Here is a 17,732-nt window from a genome sequence, read left to right as displayed (position 1 = left end):
AGCCAAGGTCGTCTGAAAAATCAATTATGCATTTAAAACCAATACTGCTTCCGCTTCAACCTGAACGCCTTTAGGCAGGCTGGCCACGCCAACCGCCGCACGCGCAGGGAAAGGTTGTTCGATAAATTCAGCCATCACTTCATTGAATACGGAAAAGTTGGCCAAATCAGTCAAATAAGCATTGAGTTTGACGATATCGTTCAAAGAACCGCCGGCCGCTTCGGCTACGGCTTGCAGATTTTTAAATACTTGCACTGCTTCGGCGCGGAAGTCGCCATTGCCGACCACAGTCATCGTAGCTGGATCCAAAGGAATCTGACCGCTCATATAAACCGTATCGCCTGCGCGGAGTGCTTGGCTGTATGCGCCAATCGCGGCAGGGGCTTTGTCAGTATGGATAATGGTTTTAGACATGATATTCTCCTCAAATAGAAATGTCAGAATCAGGGGGAAGCTTCGAATTTTACTTTCAACAGAAATACGTTTCAATAAAAGCATTCAATTAATGCATTTAGCCCATCTTGTTCTTCCTCGATTTTAAACCTACAATCCCACACATTATTCATTTCAAAGCCGAAATTATTATGTTTTTTGTCTTATCCCCAGCCAAAAACCTCAACGAAAAAAACCCCTCCCCCGTCAGCAGCTTTACCCTGCCCGACCTTCTGCCCGAAGCAGAAATCCTGATGCAGGAGTTGCGCCAGCTTGCCCCCCAACAAATCGCCGAGCTGATGCATGTTTCCGACAAAATCGCCCTGCTCAATGCCGAACGCAATGCCGTATGGCACACGCCGTTTACGCCTGAAAACGCCAAGCAGGCCGTATTTATGTTCAACGGCGACGTCTATGAAGGCATCGCCGCCGATACGCTCAAACCTGAACAAATCGACTACCTGCAACAACACGTCCGCCTACTTTCCGGTTTATACGGCGTACTGCGCCCGCTCGACTTGATGCAGCCCTACCGCTTGGAAATGGGCACGGCCTTTGCCAACACGCGCGGTAAAAACCTCTACGAATTTTGGGGTGATAAAATCACCGACCTGCTCAACCAAACGCTGAAGCAGGCAGGCAGCGACGTTTTAATCAACCTCTCCTCACAAGAATATTTCAAATCCGTCAACACCAAAAAACTCAACGCACGCCTGATTACGCCGATTTTTAAAGACGAGAAAAACGGCAAATACAAAATCATCAGCTTCTACGCCAAACGTGCGCGCGGTTTGATGGTGCGCTACGCGGCAGAGCACGGCATTACCGAGCCTGAAATGCTCAAAAATTTCGACTACGAAGGCTATTCATTCAATGAAGCAGCTTCAAACGAAGCCGAATGGGTATTCATGCGTGAAGAACAATCCAAATAAAAACAAAATACTAGATATTTTCCCTAAAATACCTCTTGGCAAAGGCCGTAAGTTCCATTAGTATTACGGCTTCAAGAACGGAAGCGTGGCAGAGCGGTTTAATGCAACGGTCTTGAAAACCGTCGAGGGTTGATAGCCCTCCGTGAGTTCGAATCTCACCGCTTCCGCCATTCTTGATAAGGATATAAAGACTTGATTGATTCAAGTCTTTTTTTATTTTTGTCCTTTTGAAATTTAAGTTTATGTTGACGGGTCAACATTATCGATAAACAAAAGGCCGTCTGAAACTTCCCTATCCGGTTTCAGACGGCCTTTTAAACTTTATACCTATCCAAGTACCCCTTCCCTGTTTATAACCGAATACAAAACTAGAGGCTGTCTGAAAACTACTTCAGACGGCCTTTTCTACAAATCAAACGCGGCGTTAATCAAACGTTTGGTGTAGTCGTTTTGCGGATGGTGGAAAATTTGATCCGCGCTGCCGTACTCAACCATTTCGCCCTGCTTCATCACAATCACATTATCGCTGACAGCGCGTACGACAGACAAATCATGACTGATGAACATATAAGTCAGGCCGTATTTCTTCTGCAAATCGCGCAAAAGTTCGACCACTTTGGATTGTACGGAGCGGTCAAGTGCAGAGGTCGGCTCGTCCAAAAGGATGAATTTCGGACGCAGGATAACGGCGCGTGCAATAGCGATACGCTGACGCTGGCCACCGGAGAATTCATGCGGATAGCGGTTGAGCGCATCAAGCGGCAGGGACACTTCCTTCATGACTTCCAAAACGCGCTGGATACGTTCTTTTTTGGTCATTTCAGGATGATGAACCGTCAAACCTTCGCCAATAATTTCGCCAACGGTCAGGCGAGGGGAAAGCGAACCGAACGGGTCTTGGAACACAATTTGCCGTTGCGATTTCAGACGGCGTGCTTCTTCAGCGGTATAGTTTTTCAGGTCTTTGCCTTCAAAGGAGATATGGCCAGTATAAGGCAGCATCTGCATGACGGCTTTGCCCAACGTGGATTTGCCGGAACCGGACTCGCCGACGACGCCCAACGTTTCGCCTTCTTTAATTTTGAGGCTGATGCCTTTGACGGCGTCAAAAGTTTTGAGCGGCTTGCCGAAAAAGTTTTGCTTCAATACGAAAGAAACATTGACATTATCGGCATCGATTAACACACCGGCGTTGTTTTCTTCCGGCTCTTTCATGCCTTTGGGAATGGCATTGATGAGTTCGGCAGTATATTCGTGTTTCGGATGGGCAAATACTTCTTTGATTTTGCCGCGCTCAACAATTTCGCCGTTACGCATGACGCAGACGGTTTTGGAATAGTGTTCCGCCAAACCCAAATCGTGGGTAATGAAGATAATCGCCATGCCCATTTGCTGTTGCAAATCATGGAGCAAATCGAGAATCTCGGCTTGAATAGTCACATCCAAAGCCGTGGTCGGCTCATCGGCAATCAGCAAGTCAGGTTCATTAATGAGAGCCATGGCAATCATGATGCGTTGCAGCTGACCGCCGGAAAACTCGTGCGGATATTGCTTCATGCGGCGCTCGGCTTCTTTGATGCCGACACGTTCCAGCAATTCCAATGCTTTCTGCCCTGCTTCTTTTTTGCCAAGCTTTTTATTGTGCACACACGCCGCTTCAATCAGTTGCGCACCGATACGCATAAACGGATTGAGCGAGGTCATCGGCTCTTGGAAAATCACGCTGATGCGGTTGCCGCGCAAATCACGCAGGGTTTTCTCATCGGCATCCAAAATGGAAATACCGTCAAAAGTAATGCGCGAATCTTTGCCATAACGGGCAAATTTCTCAGGCAACAGGCGCATAACGGACATGGAGGTTACAGATTTGCCCGATCCGGACTCGCCGACCAAAGCCAATGTTTCGCCCTCTGCCACTTTAAAGCTGACATTACGCACGGCATGAACGGTTTTCTCATGCAGCTCAAAATCGATGTCCAGATTTTCTACAACCAGTAACTGTTTTGTCATTTTGATTATCCTTTTGGTTGCGGTTTAGCGGTCTTTCGGGTCGAGCGCATCGCGCAGGCCGTCACCGATAAAGTTGAAACAGAACAAAGTGGTTACCAAGAAGAAACTCGGCACGAGCAGCTGCCAAGGTGCGGCTTCCATCGAAATCGCGCCTTCTTGCAACATCGAACCCCAACTGGTCATCGGCTCTTGTACACCCAAACCCAAGAAGCTCAAGAAGGATTCAAACATAATCATGCCCGGCACCAACAAAGAGGCATACACCATCACCACACCCAAAACATTCGGAATAATGTGGCGCGTCACGATTTTACGTTTTGCCACGCCGCTCACACGCGCCGCTTCGACAAACTCTTTATGCTTCAAGCTCAAGGTTTGACCGCGCACGATACGCGCCACGTCTAGCCAAGACACCAAACCCACAGCGGCAAAAATCAAAAGCAGGTTGCGGCCGAAGAACGTGGTCAGCAGAATCACGAAAAACATAAACGGAAACGCGTTCAAAATTTCCAAAAAGCGCATCATCAGCGAATCGAGCTTACCGCCGATAAAGCCGGCAATCGCGCCATAAAGCGTACCGATGACAACAGCCACCAATGCGCCGGCCACACCGACCAGCAAGGAAATACGTCCGCCGGTTGCCGCACGCGACAGCAAATCGCGGCCGAGCAAGTCCGTACCCAGATAGTGATGGGTAGAAAAGGACGGTGGAATCTGCATATTGTCCCAGTCGGTGAAGTCGTAGGTGTAGCGGACAATCCATGGTGCCACAATCACAAAAATGCTGATCAGCAACAGGATGATAATGCTGTACACCGCCGCTTTGTTCTGTTTAAAACGCCGCCATGCGTCGCTCCACAGGCTTTTACCGTGTACTTGGGCGTATTCTGCTGCCTCTGCGAGGGCCTGAGTCTGCTTCTTTTTAAATAACATAATGTTCTCTCTCGCTTTTTATTCTTTCTTCAGGCCGTCTAAACTTTTCAGACGGCCTTTGCGCAAATGGGATTAATAACGGATTTTCGGGTCAATAATGGCATACAGAATATCGAGGATGGCATTGAACAAAATGGTCATGATGCCGACCAAAATCGTCAAACCCAAAATCATGCCGTAGTCACGGTTGAGCGCGCCGTTGACAAATAATTGTCCGACGCCGGGAATACCGAACACGTTTTCAATCACAATGGAGCCGGTGATGATGCCGACGAATGCCGGGCCTAAGAAAGAAACAATCGGCAGCATGGCGGGACGCAGCGCATGGCGCAGGATGATGCGGCTCATGGGCAGGCCTTTGGCGCGTGCCGTGCGAATAAAAGGGCTGTTCAATACTTCAATCATCGCGCCGCGCGTAATCCGCGCGATACTGGACACATAACCAATGGACAAAGTAACGACAGGCAGAATCAAGTTCATCAGTGCGCCATCGTTCCAACCGCCCGCAGGCAGCCATTGCAGTCTGACGGCAAACACCAGCACCAATACCGGTGCCATCACAAAGCTGGGAACGACGATACCGGTCATCGCGCCGCTCATCAGCGCATAATCCAGCCAGCTGTTTTGTTTTAAGGCGGCGATAATGCCGATAAACATGCCGAAGATAGCGGCAATCAAAAAGGCGTAGAAGCCAAGTTCCGCCGATACCGGCAGGGATTGGGCAAGCAACTCATTAACGCTGAAATCTTTATATTTGAACGACGGCCCCAAATCCCCCTGCGCCAACTGCTTGAGATAGTGGAAATATTGGAGGTACATCGGATCATTGAGGTGGTATTTGGCTTCGATGTTGGCCATGACCGCAGGCGGCAGGTTTCGTTCACCTGTGAACGGGCTGCCCGGTGCAAGCCGCATCAGAAAAAACGATACGGTAATCAACACCAGCATGGTCGGGATGGAAGCACATATCCGTTTGATGATGAATTTCAACATAATCAGGCTGTCCTGTCTGAACATACCGGACTCGTGAAAACAAAGCTGACCTGAAGCGGAAATCGGATGAATGGCAGCAGGCATCTGTAACGTCGCCGCGCCGGTTTCTCTCTCTATTCCGACCGGGTTATTGTTTTTATTCGGAGTCGGGTAAGGTTTTTTAGTTTTTAGATAATTGTTGTTATAAGGCCGTCTGAAACTTTGTATCCGCCGTTTCAGACGGCCTTTCACGTTAACGCGCCAAAGGTTCGGTGCGTTCAATCAGCCATGCTTTGGCCGCGCCTTCTGTCAAAGGCTCGAGACGGCGGCGCACTTCGGCGTGATATTGGTTCAGCCATTCGATTTCGCTGCCGGTCATCAGTTTGGTATCGATCAGACGCGTATCGATTGGACAGAGGGTAACGGTCTCAAAATACAGGAATTTGCCGAACTCGGTTTCCTCTGGGTTTTCAACCGGACGGTTGATTACCAGGCTTTCGATACGGATACCCCATTTGCCCGGACGGTAAAGACCCGGCTCGTTGGAAGTCAGCATGCCTGACTTCATCGCGTGATGCGGTTGCGGCACGGCGGCAACGGCAATGCTTTGCGGACCTTCATGCACATTGAGGAAATAGCCCACGCCATGACCTGTACCGTGACCGTAATCGCATTGTGCCTGCCAGAGTGATTTACGACAGATGGCATCAATCATCGGGCCTTTGATGTTTTCAGGGAAAATGGTTTCCGCCAGAGAAATATGCGCTTTCAACACCAAAGTGTAATCGCGCTTCATGGCCGCACTCGGATTGCCGACAGGCACCACGCGCGTGATGTCGGTCGTACCGCCCCAGTATTGACCGCCGGAGTCAATCAGCAACATACCGTCGCCTTTGATTTTGCTGTTGTTTTCCGGTGTCGCGCTGTAATGAGGCAAGGCGGCATTGGCATTGTAGCCGGCGATGGTGTCGAAACTTGGCGAAATAAAGCCGGGACGTTGGCTGCGGTGTTTGTAGAGCATGCCGTCGATGTCCAGTTCGCTCAATTCGCCGCCTTCTGCCAAGATTTGTTCAAACTCGGCAAAGAAGCCGCACAATGCCGCGCCGTCTTCCGCCATGGTATTGCGGATATGGGCGATGTCGGCATCGGATTTGACTGATTTGAAGAATGTGCTTGGGTGGATGGCTTCAACCAAACGAACGTCTTCAGGCAGGCGGCGCAAAGTGCCGACAGCGGTTTTGTTCGGATCAATCAGCAATGCGCCCTTAACACCTGCCAAGTAGTCCGCCGCTTGCGCATAAGGCAATACTTCAAAATCTGCCGCTTTCAAAGCTTCGGCAGATTCGGCTTTCAGACGGCCTGCATCGGTAAACAATACGGCTTTGTCTTGGCTGATAAACAAATGGGACAAGAACACGGGGTTGAACGGCACATCATCGCCGCGCAGATTGGTAATCCAAGCGATGTCGTCCAAAGAAGAAACCAAATGTGCATCTGCGCCCTGCTCTTTCATGGCCGCACGGATACGGGCCAGTTTTTCGGCTGCAGTTTCGGAAACATAGTCGGGATGGTGAACGTAGATTTCCGGAGTCGGCAATGCAGGACGGTCGTCCCATACTTCGTCCAACAAGGTTTCAGGATATTCGAGGCGGATGTTTTTGGCGGCAAGTGCCTGTTTCAAACCGCGCTCGCCGCTGAGTGCGAACATATCGGCAGGCGCGCCGACCACTGCACCCTCGGGCAGATTTTGTGCCAACCACTCGGTATAAGGCGCATCAACACCCATTTTTTGCAGCTCGATGCCGTTTGGCGCAAGCTGTTGACCTGCCTGTTCCCAATAGCGGCTGTCCGTCCACACGCCTGCTTTATCGGCGGTCACCACCAAAGTACCGGCCGAACCGGTAAAGCCGGAAAAATCGCGACGTGCCTGCCAATGTTCAGGCAGGTATTCGGAAAGGTGCGGATCGGCAGAAGGAATGACAAACGCGTCTACGCCATGTTTTTTCATGGCTTCGCGTAAAGCGGACAAACGTTGTTGTACAGATTTCATGTGTTATGTCTCCTATTGTTTCAGACGGCCTCTGTCATCAAAGCCGTCTGAAAACTTGTGCTGTCTATAATCAATCTATTTTTTCGGTGCGAACGACCAGCTCTTGACCGTGTAGTTCCGCAAAGGGTCTTTGTCGGAATAGCCGATAATATCAGGTTTGACCATACGCACTTCAACCTGATGATACAGTGGAATCAGTGCAGCGTCTTCTTGAAGCTGCTTCTCCGCATCGGCATAGAGCTGGCTGCGTGCTTCCTTGCTGACACCATCTTTCAGCGTATTGTTCATAAATGTATCAAACGCCGCACTTTTGTAGCGGAATGCATTGTTTGAGTTGTTGGATTTCAAGATATTGAGCATACCAGCCGGATCGTTGAAATCGGAACACCAGCCGCTGAACGAAACCTTGAAATTACCTTGCGCGCGCGTATCCAAATAAGTTTTCCATTCCTCGTTGGACAAAGTCGGACGGATAAACGGAATGGCGGCTTTCCACACCGACTGCACGGCAGTAATTTGTTTTTTAGACGCTTCGCTGGTGCTGTACAAAATATCGAACTCAAGCGGATGGTCATCGTTGTAGCCTGCTTCGTTCAACAGTTTGCGCGCAGTTTCGATGCGTTTTTCAGGCGTCCACTCTTTCCACTCCGGATAAACAGGAATCACGCCCTGCATTTGCGGCGGCGTCAACTGGAACGCAGGCGTATCGCCACGACCGCCCACTTTGACGACGATGTCGCGGCGCGTCAGCATATTGAGCGCCTTGCGGACGCGCGGATCGTTAAACGGCGCTGCTTCGTGGTTCGGCTCCAAATACCAGCTACATAAAGAAGTTGTACGTTTCACTTGTCCCGGAAACTCAATATCCGCCACTTTGACCTGATCACTGGGAATGCCGTAAGTCACATCAATTTCATTGGCGCGATAGCGGTTGTATTCGCCACTGCCTGACAAGAACACCGCCTTCGGAATGGCTACTTTGTCTTTATCGTAATAATTGGGATTGCGTTCCATATTAATGTGGCTGTTGACTTTCCAATCCGTTAACAGATAAGCGCCACTGGAAACGTAATGATCGGGCTGCGTCCACTTATTGCCGTATTTTTCAACAGTGGCGCGGTGAACCGGAAATGTGAATTGCTGAATCAGCATATCGGGGAAATAAGGCACGGGCGCAATCAGCGTAAATTGCAGGGTCTTTGCGTCCAACGCCTTGACACCCAATGTCTCAGGCTTGGCTTTGCCATTTAATATATCTTCCGCATTTTCCACTTGGGCATCGACCAAATAGCTGCCGAAAGGTGCGCCGGTTGCCGGATCGGCAAGACGGCGGAAGCTGTATACAAAATCTTCGGCAGTAATCGGATCGCCATTGCTCCATTTGGCATCACGCAGATGGAAGGTCCAAATACGCTCGCCCTCGCTCTCCCATTTTTCCGCCAAAGCAGGAATGGTTTTGCCTTCGGCATCCGTACCGACCAAACCATCCATCAACTGACGGATAATCGCACCGGCCGCCATATCGCCGCTCATTTGAGGATCCAGCGTACCCGGCTCGACGCCGTTGCTGACCACCACGCGCTCATAATCGGTACGTTTAAACTCAGGAGCAGGCTTAACATCACGGCTGCACGCCGACAACGCGAATACGGCAGCCAATGATGCAGCCAACAGCGGATAGGTTTTTCCGGCCATATTTCATTCCTTCTTTTTGGGTATTCTTCTTTTTCAGACGGCCTGATGATTCAAACTACACTCGACTACATTTAGTTAGAATTTTTCCAATGCAGTTAAATCGTCTATTTCAAGTCATGAAAATAGTGTTTTAAACTACATATTCCATCAGAATAATAGTGAGCCATCCAAGATTGTTGGCAAATTAACACAAAAATACGTAACTGAAAACTATTTTTCAATTTATCCTACGATAAGTTACAAATGTATTGATTTTTTATAATTTGTCAAATAAGATTATCCGAATTCTTTCGCCGCAAGCAAGAAAAAGACACAAAAAGGAGAATTAAATGAAGAAGTTACCCTACCTTATTGCCACTGCACTCATCGGCTCTTCCATAAGCGCCGCCCACGCCGAACCTAAAATGAGCGGTACCATCTACCTCATGACCGAGGTTGAACACAACAATAAAACCGGCGTCACCAATACAACCATTTCCGATAAAAGTTCCAGTCTTTATCTCTCCGATGAAGTACGACTCAACAACGACTTATGGCTGAAATGGCAACTTGGCTCCTTTATTTACTTCGATTCCGACCGCTGGGGCGGCTGGGGTACTGCCGACTCATACGTCGCGCTCAACAGCTACAAAAACCTTGGCACCGTCAAAATGGGTTACATCAGTACGCCCATGAACAGCATTTATCTGAACCCATTCGACACCAACAGCTCGATTTTGGAATTCGGCAAAATTTCCCGCTTCGGCCAACGCCGCGTTTCCATGGCTTATGAGTCTCCTTGGAAAAACGGTTTCCAATTCAAATTCAACGTTTCCCCCGGTTCCAATGCCGCGCGCAACAACAACGACTGGAGTCCGGATAAAAAACGTGACGGTGACTGGGTCTTCGGCTGGGGTGTAGACTACTACCACCCAAGCAACGGCTTTAAAGCCCACTACGCTGCCGAATACGCACCTAACGACTCTCCAACCGAAACCAAAGACTTCCAAGCCCATGCATTCATGGCCGGATACAGCAAAGACAAAATCTCCGTCGATGCCGCGTTCCAATACGCCAAAAACACTTGCGACGGCTTCAGCTGCTGGGGCGTATGGAAAGATGCGGCAGGCAACGTAGCCGGTTCTTACGACAAAGAAATCAACAACACCAAAGAATTTATGGTGTCCGGCTCATACAAAGTGGGCAATTTCAAACCTCAAATCGGCTTTGCCTACGGTAAAAGCTCTGTCGGCGAAGACTACAAACACGTCGCCGTCAGCACCGATTACAGCTTCTCCAAACGGACGACCGCCACACTCGGTGCCGGCTGGTTGAAAGAAAATGTCAATCCGAAATACGACGAAGATTTGCCGAAAAAATCTTCTTACGCAGTGGGCATGGTATTCAAACACCGCTATTAATGCCTGACAGATTAAAGGCCGTCTGAAACAATTTGTTCAGACGGCCTTTTCTACATCCTATAATTAAACTTGCAGCCCACCTTAAAAATCATTACATTGCCCACACTCAAGCAACAAAAACGTCATCATGAACGCCCACCGCACCCTCATCATCTCCGTTTTTATCGTCGCCAGCTGCGGCCTCGCTTACGAGCTCATCATCGCCGCGCTCGCAAGCTATCTTTTGGGCGACAGTATTTTGCAGTTTTCCTCCGTCATCGGGCTTTATCTGTTTTCAATGGGTATCGGTGCCCACCTGACCCAATACATCAAAGATAAAGACGTGTTGCACCGCTTTATCGAAATCGAGCTTCTAGTCGGCATCATCGGCGGCATTTCCGCACTGGCATTATTTGTGGCCTTCGGTTTATCCGCCGCCCCGTTCCGCACCCTGCTCTACACTTTTGTACTGATTGTCGGCATGGTTGTCGGCATGGAAATTCCTTTGGTCATGCGCGTGTTAAACCAAAAAGGTGCGGAATTTAAAGAACTCGTTTCCAAAGTATTGACCTTCGACTACTTGGGCGCACTTGCCGTCTCGTTATTATTTCCACTTCTGCTCGCCCCCAAACTCGGCATGGCGCGTTCAGCCTTATTGTTTGGCATCTTCAACGCCGCCGTCGCCTATCTGACCGCGCGCGTGTTTAAAGCGGAATTACCCCGCTATCACGCCATCCGTACGCGTGCGTTTATCGTATTGACCGCGCTCATTACGCTCTTCGTCTACGCCGACCGTATTTCCTTTAAAGCCGAACAAAGCTATTTCGGCGATCCCGTCGTCTATCAAAGCCATTCACCCTACCAACGGCTGGTCGTGACACGCTGGAAAGACGACACCCGCCTCTATATCAACGGCAACCTGCAATTCTCCTCACGCGACGAAGCCCGTTACCACGAAGCACTCGTTCTGCCTGCCATGCAGATGGTGCCGAACGCCGAACACGTCCTGATTCTCGGCGGCGGCGACGGATTGGCGGCACGCGAAGTCTTGAAATATCCGCAAGTCAAAAATGTTACTTTAGTCGATCTCGACCCCGATATTACTGCTACTTTTAGAACCTCCGCCACCTTAAGCGCACTCAATCAAGGCTCGCTGTCCCATCCCAAAATGCACGTCGTCAACGACGATGCCGCCAAATGGCTGGAAGGGTCGTCTGAAAAATTCAACGTTATCATCATTGACCTGCCCGACCCGTCCAATTTCTCACTGGGCAAACTTTACTCCGTCCCCATTTACCGCCTCGTTGCCCGCCATCTTGAGCCGCAGGGCAAGATTGTTGTGCAATCGACTTCGCCTTATTTCGCCCCTAACGCCTACTGGTCGGTCGTCGCCACCCTAGAAGCGGCCAAGTTGAATACCGCGCCCTATCATGTTTACGTCCCTTCCTTTGGCGAATGGGGATTTGTATTGGCAGGGTTTGACCAAAACTTCCCCATTCCGCAAAAATTCGACGTACCCACCCGCTATCTCAATGCTCAGACCGTTGCTGAAATGTTCCGTTTTCCGCCCGATATGGCAAGGCGCAAAGTGGAAGCAAATTATTTGAACAACCAAATTCTCGTCAGTTATTTTGAAAGCGATTGGAACAATGTGATGCGATAGAATATCTAAAGGCCGTCTGAAACATCTGCCTTCTTTTTATCTCCGTTCAGACGGCCTCATCGCCCGTTTACGCTTTTTCACACAGCATTTGCTTGAAAAAATAAGGTTTATCTTTATCTAGATAGAACACAATCGACACTATCCGTTGAATGAAGGAACAAACTCTTATGCAGTATTTTGGAATCGGTTTTTTGGTTTTAATCTTTTTGGAAATCATGTCCATCGTCTGGGTTGCCGACTGGATAGGTGGCGGCTGGACGCTGTTTGTGATGGCTCTCAGCTTTATCAGCGGTATCTTTATGCTGCGCCATACCGGCATTTCCGGCCTTTTGCTCGCAGGCGCAGCCGTCCGCAGTGGCCAAAACATTTCCCTCTATCAAATGCTGTGGCCGATTCGCTATACCACCGCCGCGGTTTTCCTGCTCAGCCCCGGTTTTATTTCAACCGCCGTTGCCCTGCTCTTGCTGATTCCGTTTAAAGGCAATGCGGCCGTTTCCTCTACGCAGTCTTTCCAAAGCCGCCAGACTTACAGCTCCGCCAAAGATGATGAAGACATTATCGAAGGCGAATACACGCTTACGCGCACCAGCAAAGCCGACAAACCGCAAGACTATATCGAACACAAACCCGATTGACGACTGCCTTCATAACAGGCCGTCTGAATTAGGAATACCTCAAAAGTGTTTCCTATTTCAGACGGCCTTCGTCATCTCCAGGCTTTGAAAATGTAAATATCGGTTTGTAATTCGGTTATTCCGCATAAATCATTTAAAATAAGCAGTTATTTTGATTCTAAAAACGACACGGTACCCAATGAACGTTCAACGTCTTTTCCCTCTCTCCCTCAGCTTGATTACCGCCGCTGTTTTATCGGCGTGCGCCACCCAAAACACACCGACTGCTTCGAAAACCGAAACCGTCGTTCAGCCTAAATCTACTTCTATTCCTTCACGCCGCACCGACAGCGAGTCCAAAGTCCTGTCCGATTACAGCCAATACCAAAGCGCCATCAATGCCGCCAAACGCGGCGACGATGCTTGGGTACAACAATTTTTATACCAAGCCAGCGACAGTGCAATGGCTGAAAACGTCCGCAACGAATGGCTGAAAACCTTGGGTGCACGCGGCCAATGGGATTTGTTCCGTCAAGAATTCAGCAAATTGAACGCCGCCGGCGTCGCACAAGAAGTGCAATGTTATGCTGATTTGAGCAGCAGCAATTACAGCAAAGCCGCCGAGCTGGTTCGCGTTACCGGCAAACTGCCTGCCGGGTGTACTCGCTTGGTTGAAAGCACGGCAGCTTCAGGCCGTCTGAACACCAACGACGCATGGCGTCGCGTGCGCGGCTTGTTGAGCAACAGCCAAACCACGGATGCACGCAACCTCGCCGCCGCATTGGGCAGCCCGTTTGAAGGTGGCGCGCAAGGTGCGACCGAATACAGCCTGTTGAGCGTGATCGGCAAAGATGCACGCAAATCCGCTTCTGCCGCCGCTACCCTGTCCGGCATGGAATCCGGCCTCAGCCGCGAACAACGCAGCTTCGCATGGGGCGTATTGGGCCACTACCATGCACAAAGCCAAAACATGCCGACTGCTTTGAGCTACTACGGCCGCGTTTCCGACCGCAAGCAACTGACCGACGAACAATTGGAATGGTACGCACGCGCCGCTTTGCGCCTGCAACGTTGGGACGAATTGGCAAGCGTAATTCAGCATATGCCTGAAAAACTGCAAAAAGACCCGACATGGCAATATTGGCTGGGCCGCAGCTTTTCCGCACAAGGCAAAAGCGGCCAAGCCAAAGAAATGTACGAAAAAGCCGCCGCTTCCGGCCGCAATTTCTACGCCGTAATGGCAGGTGAAGAACTGGGCCGCCGCATCAATACGCGCAACAACGTTTCCGATGCCGATGCCAGAGACGTCCGCCGCATGAGCGAAGACGGTGCCATCAAACGCGCATTGGTTCTGTTTAAAAACAGCCAAAGCAACGGCGATTCCAAAATGCGCCGTCAGGCACAGGCGGAATGGCGTTTTGCCACCCGCGACTTCAACGAAGATAACCTGCTGACTGCCGCACAAGTTGCTTTTGACAACCAGTTCTACGACATGGCAATCAACAGCGCAGACCGTACCGACCACAAACTCAACTACAAACTGCGCTACCTCTCTCCATTTAAAGACCTAACCGTCCGCTATGCCGCACAGGCTGGTATTGACCCGGCATGGGTTTACGGTTTGATTCGCCAAGAAAGCCGCTTTGTCATGGGCGCACAATCCAGCGTCGGCGCACAAGGCCTGATGCAGGTCATGCCTGCGACCGCCCGCGAAATCGCCGGCAAAATCGGCATGAGCAGCAGCGAACTCTACATCATGGACGGCAACATCCGCATGGGTACTTGGTACATGGCAGATGCCAAACGCCGCCTGCAAAATAACGAAGTGATGGCCACCGCAGGCTACAATGCCGGCCCCGGCCGCGCCCGCAACTGGCAGGCTTCTTCGCCTTTGGAAGGCGCCATCTACGCCGAGACCATTCCATTCACCGAAACCCGCGACTACGTGAAAAAAGTCATGACCAACGCGACTTATTACGCGTCATTGTTCAATGAGCCGCAAACTTCGTTGAAACAACGTATGGGTACGGTTCCCGGCCGTTATTAATACCCGATAGGCCGTCTGAAAAGTGAGACAGAATCAAACGTTCAGACGGCCTACAACCTTGACAGACTATCGGGTTTATAAGATAATCGCCCGATTGTTTCCGACCGAAAAGGTCACTTGCACGGCAAAAGCCGACTTGTTAGGAGGTGATGTTTACATCACGGCGCGTATCCCGCCCTGCCCTAGGCAAACCAGTGATACAACAACTACTCCATTATGACAAACCGTCCTCTATTTCTTAAAACGGTTTGATTGAACAAAATTTAAAGGAAATAAAATGCCTGCTATTCGTGTTAAAGAGAATGAACCATTTGAAGTTGCCATGCGTCGTTTCAAACGTGCCGTAGAAAAAACCGGTCTGTTGACCGAACTGCGCGCCCGTGAAGCGTATGAAAAACCAACTACCGAACGCAAACGCAAAAAAGCTGCTGCAGTCAAACGTCTGCAAAAACGTCTGCGCAGCCAACAACTGCCTCCTAAAATGTACTAATTACAGGCCTGCCCTGTGATAAACGACACACCGCAAGGGCAGCTTTGCGGTGTGTTTTGTTTTTCAGACGGCATCTTTTTATATAAAGTGAGAACATTATGAGCCTAAAAACACAATTAACCGAAGACATGAAAACCGCCATGCGTGCCAAAGACCAATTGTCTTTAAGCACCATCCGCCTGATTAATGCCGCCATCAAACAGTTTGAAGTAGATGAGCGCACTGAAGCCGATGACGCAAAAGTTATCTCTATCCTGACCAAAATGGTGAAACAGCGCAAAGACAGCGCCAAAATCTATACCGAAGCCGGCCGTCAAGATTTGGCTGACAAAGAAAACGCGGAAATCGAAATCCTCAACTGCTACCTGCCGCAAATGATGTCCGCAGAAGAAATCAAGACTGTCGTTGAAGCAGCCATTGCAGAAACCAGTGCATCAGGCATGGCCGATATGGGTAAAGTCATGGGCGTACTGAAAACCCGCCTGGCCGGCAAAGCCGACATGGGCGAAGTCAATAAGGTTTTGAAAACCGCATTGACTGCTTAATCCCCAATAATCAAAAAGGCCGTCTGAAATATTATTTTCAGACGGCCTTTCTTATTGTGCCAATCAAGCAGCAGTTACTTTACCTTCATGACGCAACAAAGTAATCAAATCGCTGATACGTTTTTTCATGGAACGGCGATCGACGATTTGGTCGATTGCCCCCTTCTCCAACAAGAATTCTGCACGTTGGAAACCTTCCGGCAAGGTTTCACGTACAGTCTGCTCGATAACGCGCGGACCGGCAAAACCAATCAGCGCATTCGGTTCTGCCAAAACCACATCGCCCAAGAAAGCAAAGCTGGCAGACACGCCGCCCATGGTCGGATCGGTCAATACGGAAATAAACGGTAGACGTTTTTCAGTCAGCAAATGCAAAGCCGCGCTGGTCTTCGTCATCTGCATCAAAGAGTTAATCCCTTCCTGCATACGCGCACCACCGGAAGCCGCCACACAAATAAACGAACAATTATCTGTAACAGCACGACGTACACCCTGAACAAAACGCTCACCCACGACCGAACCCATAGAGCCGCCGATAAAACGGAATTCAAACGCAGCCACAACGACAGGCAGGCCGTTCATGGTGCCTTTCATAACAACCAATGCATCGTCTTCGCCAGTTGCTTTACGCGCAGCCGCGAGGCGGTCGGGATATTTTTTGCTGTCTTTGAATTTCAGCGGGTCGGTCGGTTTAATATTGGCTGCAATCTCTTCACGGCCTTCTTCATCCAAAAGTAGATTCAAACGTTCGCGCGCAGAAAGCGGATTGTGGTGATTACATTTCGGGCAGACTTCGCTGTTTTGCTTCAACTCGGTTGAATAAACCGTTGCCGAACAAGACGGACATTTGTGCCACAGGCCTTCAGGGACGCTGGACGAACTGCTTCGGTTTTTAATTTTCGGAGGAAGAATTTTATCTAGCCAGCTCATGAATGACTCCTTGGTATTCAGAATTCAGACGGCCTGTTGAATGTAAGGCCGTCTGAAATAATGGAATAAAAAATATTAGCGAATCGCGTCTTTCAACTCTTTAACCAACACGCCTACCGCTTCGGCCTCGCTACCTGCGTGGCTTTCAATCTCTTTGACGATACGGCTGCCGACAATAACAGCATCCGACACCGCGCCAATCTTACGCGCACTCTCCGCATTATTAATGCCGAAGCCGACACCGATCGGAATATCAATATATTTGCGCAAAAGTTCTATTTTACGCGAAACTTCTTCAGTATCCAAATTTGCCGCACCGGTTACACCTTTGAGCGATACATAATACACAAAGCCACCGGCTACTTTGGCAATCGTTTGAATACGCTCTTCAGTTGTTGTCGGCGCAATAAGGAAAATACAATCAATACCTTGCGCTTTCAACGAGTCATGCAGTGGGGTAATGGTTTCTACCGGAGAATCCACAGTCAACACGCCATCTACGCCCGCGTCGGCAGCCGCTTGTGCAAACGCTTGATAACCCATTTTATGTACTGGGTTCAAATAGCCCATTAACACAATCGGCGTTTTATCATTGGTTTGGCGGAACAAACGTACTGTTTCCAATACGTCGTGCAAAGAAACATGATTTGCCAACGCCCTTTCGGCCGCACGCTGAATGGTCGGACCATCCGCCATCGGGTCAGAAAACGGCACACCCAGTTCCAAAATATCAGCACCATTAACCACCAGGCTATGCATCAATGCCAAGGTTGTCTCAAGACTGGGATCACCCACCGTAATATAAGGAATCAGTGCTTTTGCGCCATTGAGCGCTGAGAAAGTTTGTTGGATTCTGCTCATTTCCTGCTATCCATTTCATCGATTTGAATGTTGTCCGGCAGCCTGTTTATTCTGCCGTTACATTTATTTTAAAAACCTCAGTCTGCCATGAAAAGGCGGCATTTATCCGCATTATCTAATGACTGTTTCTTCCCAATCGGCAAACAAGAGGCTAAGTATAACATTTACGGCTATTTCAT

15 protein-coding genes and 1 tRNA gene are annotated in these 17,732 nt (G+C 49.6%); 8 read left to right on the top strand and 8 right to left on the bottom strand.

Going from position 1 to position 17,732, the window contains the following annotated elements:
- Positions 1–24: 24 nt before the first annotated feature.
- Positions 25–414, bottom strand: a complete 390-nt coding sequence (locus tag O3682_RS06565; protein ID WP_371509150.1) for a RidA family protein — start codon at positions 412–414, stop codon at positions 25–27.
- Between the two features lie 170 nt (positions 415–584).
- Between O3682_RS06565 and yaaA the strand changes: the two genes are divergently transcribed.
- A complete protein-coding gene (gene yaaA, locus O3682_RS06560; RefSeq protein WP_371509148.1) occupies positions 585–1,364 on the top strand; it encodes a peroxide stress protein YaaA in 780 nt (259 codons plus the stop codon).
- Positions 1,365–1,443: 79 nt separating this feature from the next.
- Positions 1,444–1,534, top strand: a tRNA-Ser gene (locus O3682_RS06555).
- A gap of 235 nt (positions 1,535–1,769) precedes the next feature.
- On the opposite strand, the gene O3682_RS06550 is transcribed toward O3682_RS06555, so the two are convergent.
- The 5 genes from O3682_RS06550 to O3682_RS06530 all read right to left on the bottom strand — a co-directional run bounded on the left by O3682_RS06550 (position 1,770) and on the right by O3682_RS06530 (position 9,024).
- Entirely contained in the window at positions 1,770–3,374 is a 1,605-nt protein-coding gene (locus tag O3682_RS06550; RefSeq protein WP_371509146.1) for an ABC transporter ATP-binding protein, read from the bottom strand.
- Positions 3,375–3,398: 24 nt separating this feature from the next.
- Complete coding sequence (gene oppC, locus O3682_RS06545) at positions 3,399–4,307, bottom strand: oligopeptide ABC transporter permease OppC (protein ID WP_003683112.1); 909 nt, start codon at positions 4,305–4,307, stop codon at positions 3,399–3,401.
- 72 nt (positions 4,308–4,379) lie between these two features.
- Positions 4,380–5,300, bottom strand: a complete 921-nt coding sequence (gene oppB, locus O3682_RS06540) for an oligopeptide ABC transporter permease OppB (RefSeq protein WP_036490316.1) — start codon at positions 5,298–5,300, stop codon at positions 4,380–4,382.
- 232 nt (positions 5,301–5,532) lie between these two features.
- The gene (locus tag O3682_RS06535) at positions 5,533–7,329 is read right to left on the bottom strand and encodes an aminopeptidase P family protein (RefSeq protein WP_371509144.1); all 1,797 of its coding nucleotides are present in this window, start codon (positions 7,327–7,329) and stop codon (positions 5,533–5,535) included.
- A gap of 75 nt (positions 7,330–7,404) precedes the next feature.
- Positions 7,405–9,024, bottom strand: a complete 1,620-nt coding sequence (locus tag O3682_RS06530; RefSeq protein ID WP_371509142.1) for an ABC transporter substrate-binding protein — start codon at positions 9,022–9,024, stop codon at positions 7,405–7,407.
- 329 nt (positions 9,025–9,353) lie between these two features.
- Between O3682_RS06530 and O3682_RS06525 the strand changes: the two genes are divergently transcribed.
- The 6 genes from O3682_RS06525 to O3682_RS06500 all read left to right on the top strand — a co-directional run bounded on the left by O3682_RS06525 (position 9,354) and on the right by O3682_RS06500 (position 15,762).
- Positions 9,354–10,424 (top strand): porin, encoded by a 1,071-nt coding sequence (locus O3682_RS06525; protein WP_371509141.1) that lies wholly within the window; start codon positions 9,354–9,356, stop codon positions 10,422–10,424.
- A gap of 124 nt (positions 10,425–10,548) precedes the next feature.
- Positions 10,549–12,066 (top strand): polyamine aminopropyltransferase, encoded by a 1,518-nt coding sequence (locus O3682_RS06520; protein ID WP_371509249.1) that lies wholly within the window; start codon positions 10,549–10,551, stop codon positions 12,064–12,066.
- A 167-nt stretch (positions 12,067–12,233) separates the two neighbouring features.
- A complete protein-coding gene (locus O3682_RS06515; protein ID WP_371509140.1) occupies positions 12,234–12,701 on the top strand; it encodes an FxsA family protein in 468 nt (155 codons plus the stop codon).
- A gap of 178 nt (positions 12,702–12,879) precedes the next feature.
- Positions 12,880–14,727, top strand: coding sequence for a lytic transglycosylase domain-containing protein (locus tag O3682_RS06510; protein WP_371509138.1), 1,848 nt, complete (start codon positions 12,880–12,882; stop codon positions 14,725–14,727).
- A 277-nt stretch (positions 14,728–15,004) separates the two neighbouring features.
- Complete coding sequence (rpsU, locus tag O3682_RS06505) at positions 15,005–15,217, top strand: 30S ribosomal protein S21 (protein WP_002214819.1); 213 nt, start codon at positions 15,005–15,007, stop codon at positions 15,215–15,217.
- 98 nt (positions 15,218–15,315) lie between these two features.
- Positions 15,316–15,762 (top strand): GatB/YqeY domain-containing protein, encoded by a 447-nt coding sequence (locus O3682_RS06500; protein ID WP_371509137.1) that lies wholly within the window; start codon positions 15,316–15,318, stop codon positions 15,760–15,762.
- 63 nt (positions 15,763–15,825) lie between these two features.
- Here the strand turns inward: O3682_RS06500 and accD are convergent, their stop codons facing one another.
- Both accD and trpA read right to left on the bottom strand, forming a co-directional pair.
- Entirely contained in the window at positions 15,826–16,692 is an 867-nt protein-coding gene (gene accD / locus O3682_RS06495) for an acetyl-CoA carboxylase, carboxyltransferase subunit beta (protein WP_371509135.1), read from the bottom strand.
- A 75-nt stretch (positions 16,693–16,767) separates the two neighbouring features.
- Complete coding sequence (trpA, locus tag O3682_RS06490; RefSeq protein WP_371509133.1) at positions 16,768–17,553, bottom strand: tryptophan synthase subunit alpha; 786 nt, start codon at positions 17,551–17,553, stop codon at positions 16,768–16,770.
- Positions 17,554–17,732: the final 179 nt, after the last annotated feature.

The sequence above is a fragment of the Neisseria sp. 27098_8_112 genome (genome assembly GCF_041433235.1).
Lineage (GTDB): Bacteria > Pseudomonadota > Gammaproteobacteria > Burkholderiales > Neisseriaceae > Neisseria.
The sequence above is the reverse complement of the archived record's forward strand: the minus strand, read 5'-3'. Positions and strand labels throughout refer to the sequence as shown.

Coding starts and splice junctions, on each gene's coding strand:
- O3682_RS06565 (WP_371509150.1), bottom strand. CDS start 414: ATGTCTAAAACCATTATCCATACTGACAAAGCCCCTGCCGCGATTGGC.
- yaaA (WP_371509148.1), top strand. CDS start 585: ATGTTTTTTGTCTTATCCCCAGCCAAAAACCTCAACGAAAAAAACCCC.
- O3682_RS06550 (WP_371509146.1), bottom strand. CDS start 3,374: ATGACAAAACAGTTACTGGTTGTAGAAAATCTGGACATCGATTTTGAG.
- oppC (WP_003683112.1), bottom strand. CDS start 4,307: ATGTTATTTAAAAAGAAGCAGACTCAGGCCCTCGCAGAGGCAGCAGAA.
- oppB (WP_036490316.1), bottom strand. CDS start 5,300: ATGTTGAAATTCATCATCAAACGGATATGTGCTTCCATCCCGACCATG.
- O3682_RS06535 (WP_371509144.1), bottom strand. CDS start 7,329: ATGAAATCTGTACAACAACGTTTGTCCGCTTTACGCGAAGCCATGAAA.
- O3682_RS06530 (WP_371509142.1), bottom strand. CDS start 9,024: ATGGCCGGAAAAACCTATCCGCTGTTGGCTGCATCATTGGCTGCCGTA.
- O3682_RS06525 (WP_371509141.1), top strand. CDS start 9,354: ATGAAGAAGTTACCCTACCTTATTGCCACTGCACTCATCGGCTCTTCC.
- O3682_RS06515 (WP_371509140.1), top strand. CDS start 12,234: ATGCAGTATTTTGGAATCGGTTTTTTGGTTTTAATCTTTTTGGAAATC.
- O3682_RS06510 (WP_371509138.1), top strand. CDS start 12,880: ATGAACGTTCAACGTCTTTTCCCTCTCTCCCTCAGCTTGATTACCGCC.
- rpsU (WP_002214819.1), top strand. CDS start 15,005: ATGCCTGCTATTCGTGTTAAAGAGAATGAACCATTTGAAGTTGCCATG.
- O3682_RS06500 (WP_371509137.1), top strand. CDS start 15,316: ATGAGCCTAAAAACACAATTAACCGAAGACATGAAAACCGCCATGCGT.
- accD (WP_371509135.1), bottom strand. CDS start 16,692: ATGAGCTGGCTAGATAAAATTCTTCCTCCGAAAATTAAAAACCGAAGC.
- trpA (WP_371509133.1), bottom strand. CDS start 17,553: ATGAGCAGAATCCAACAAACTTTCTCAGCGCTCAATGGCGCAAAAGCA.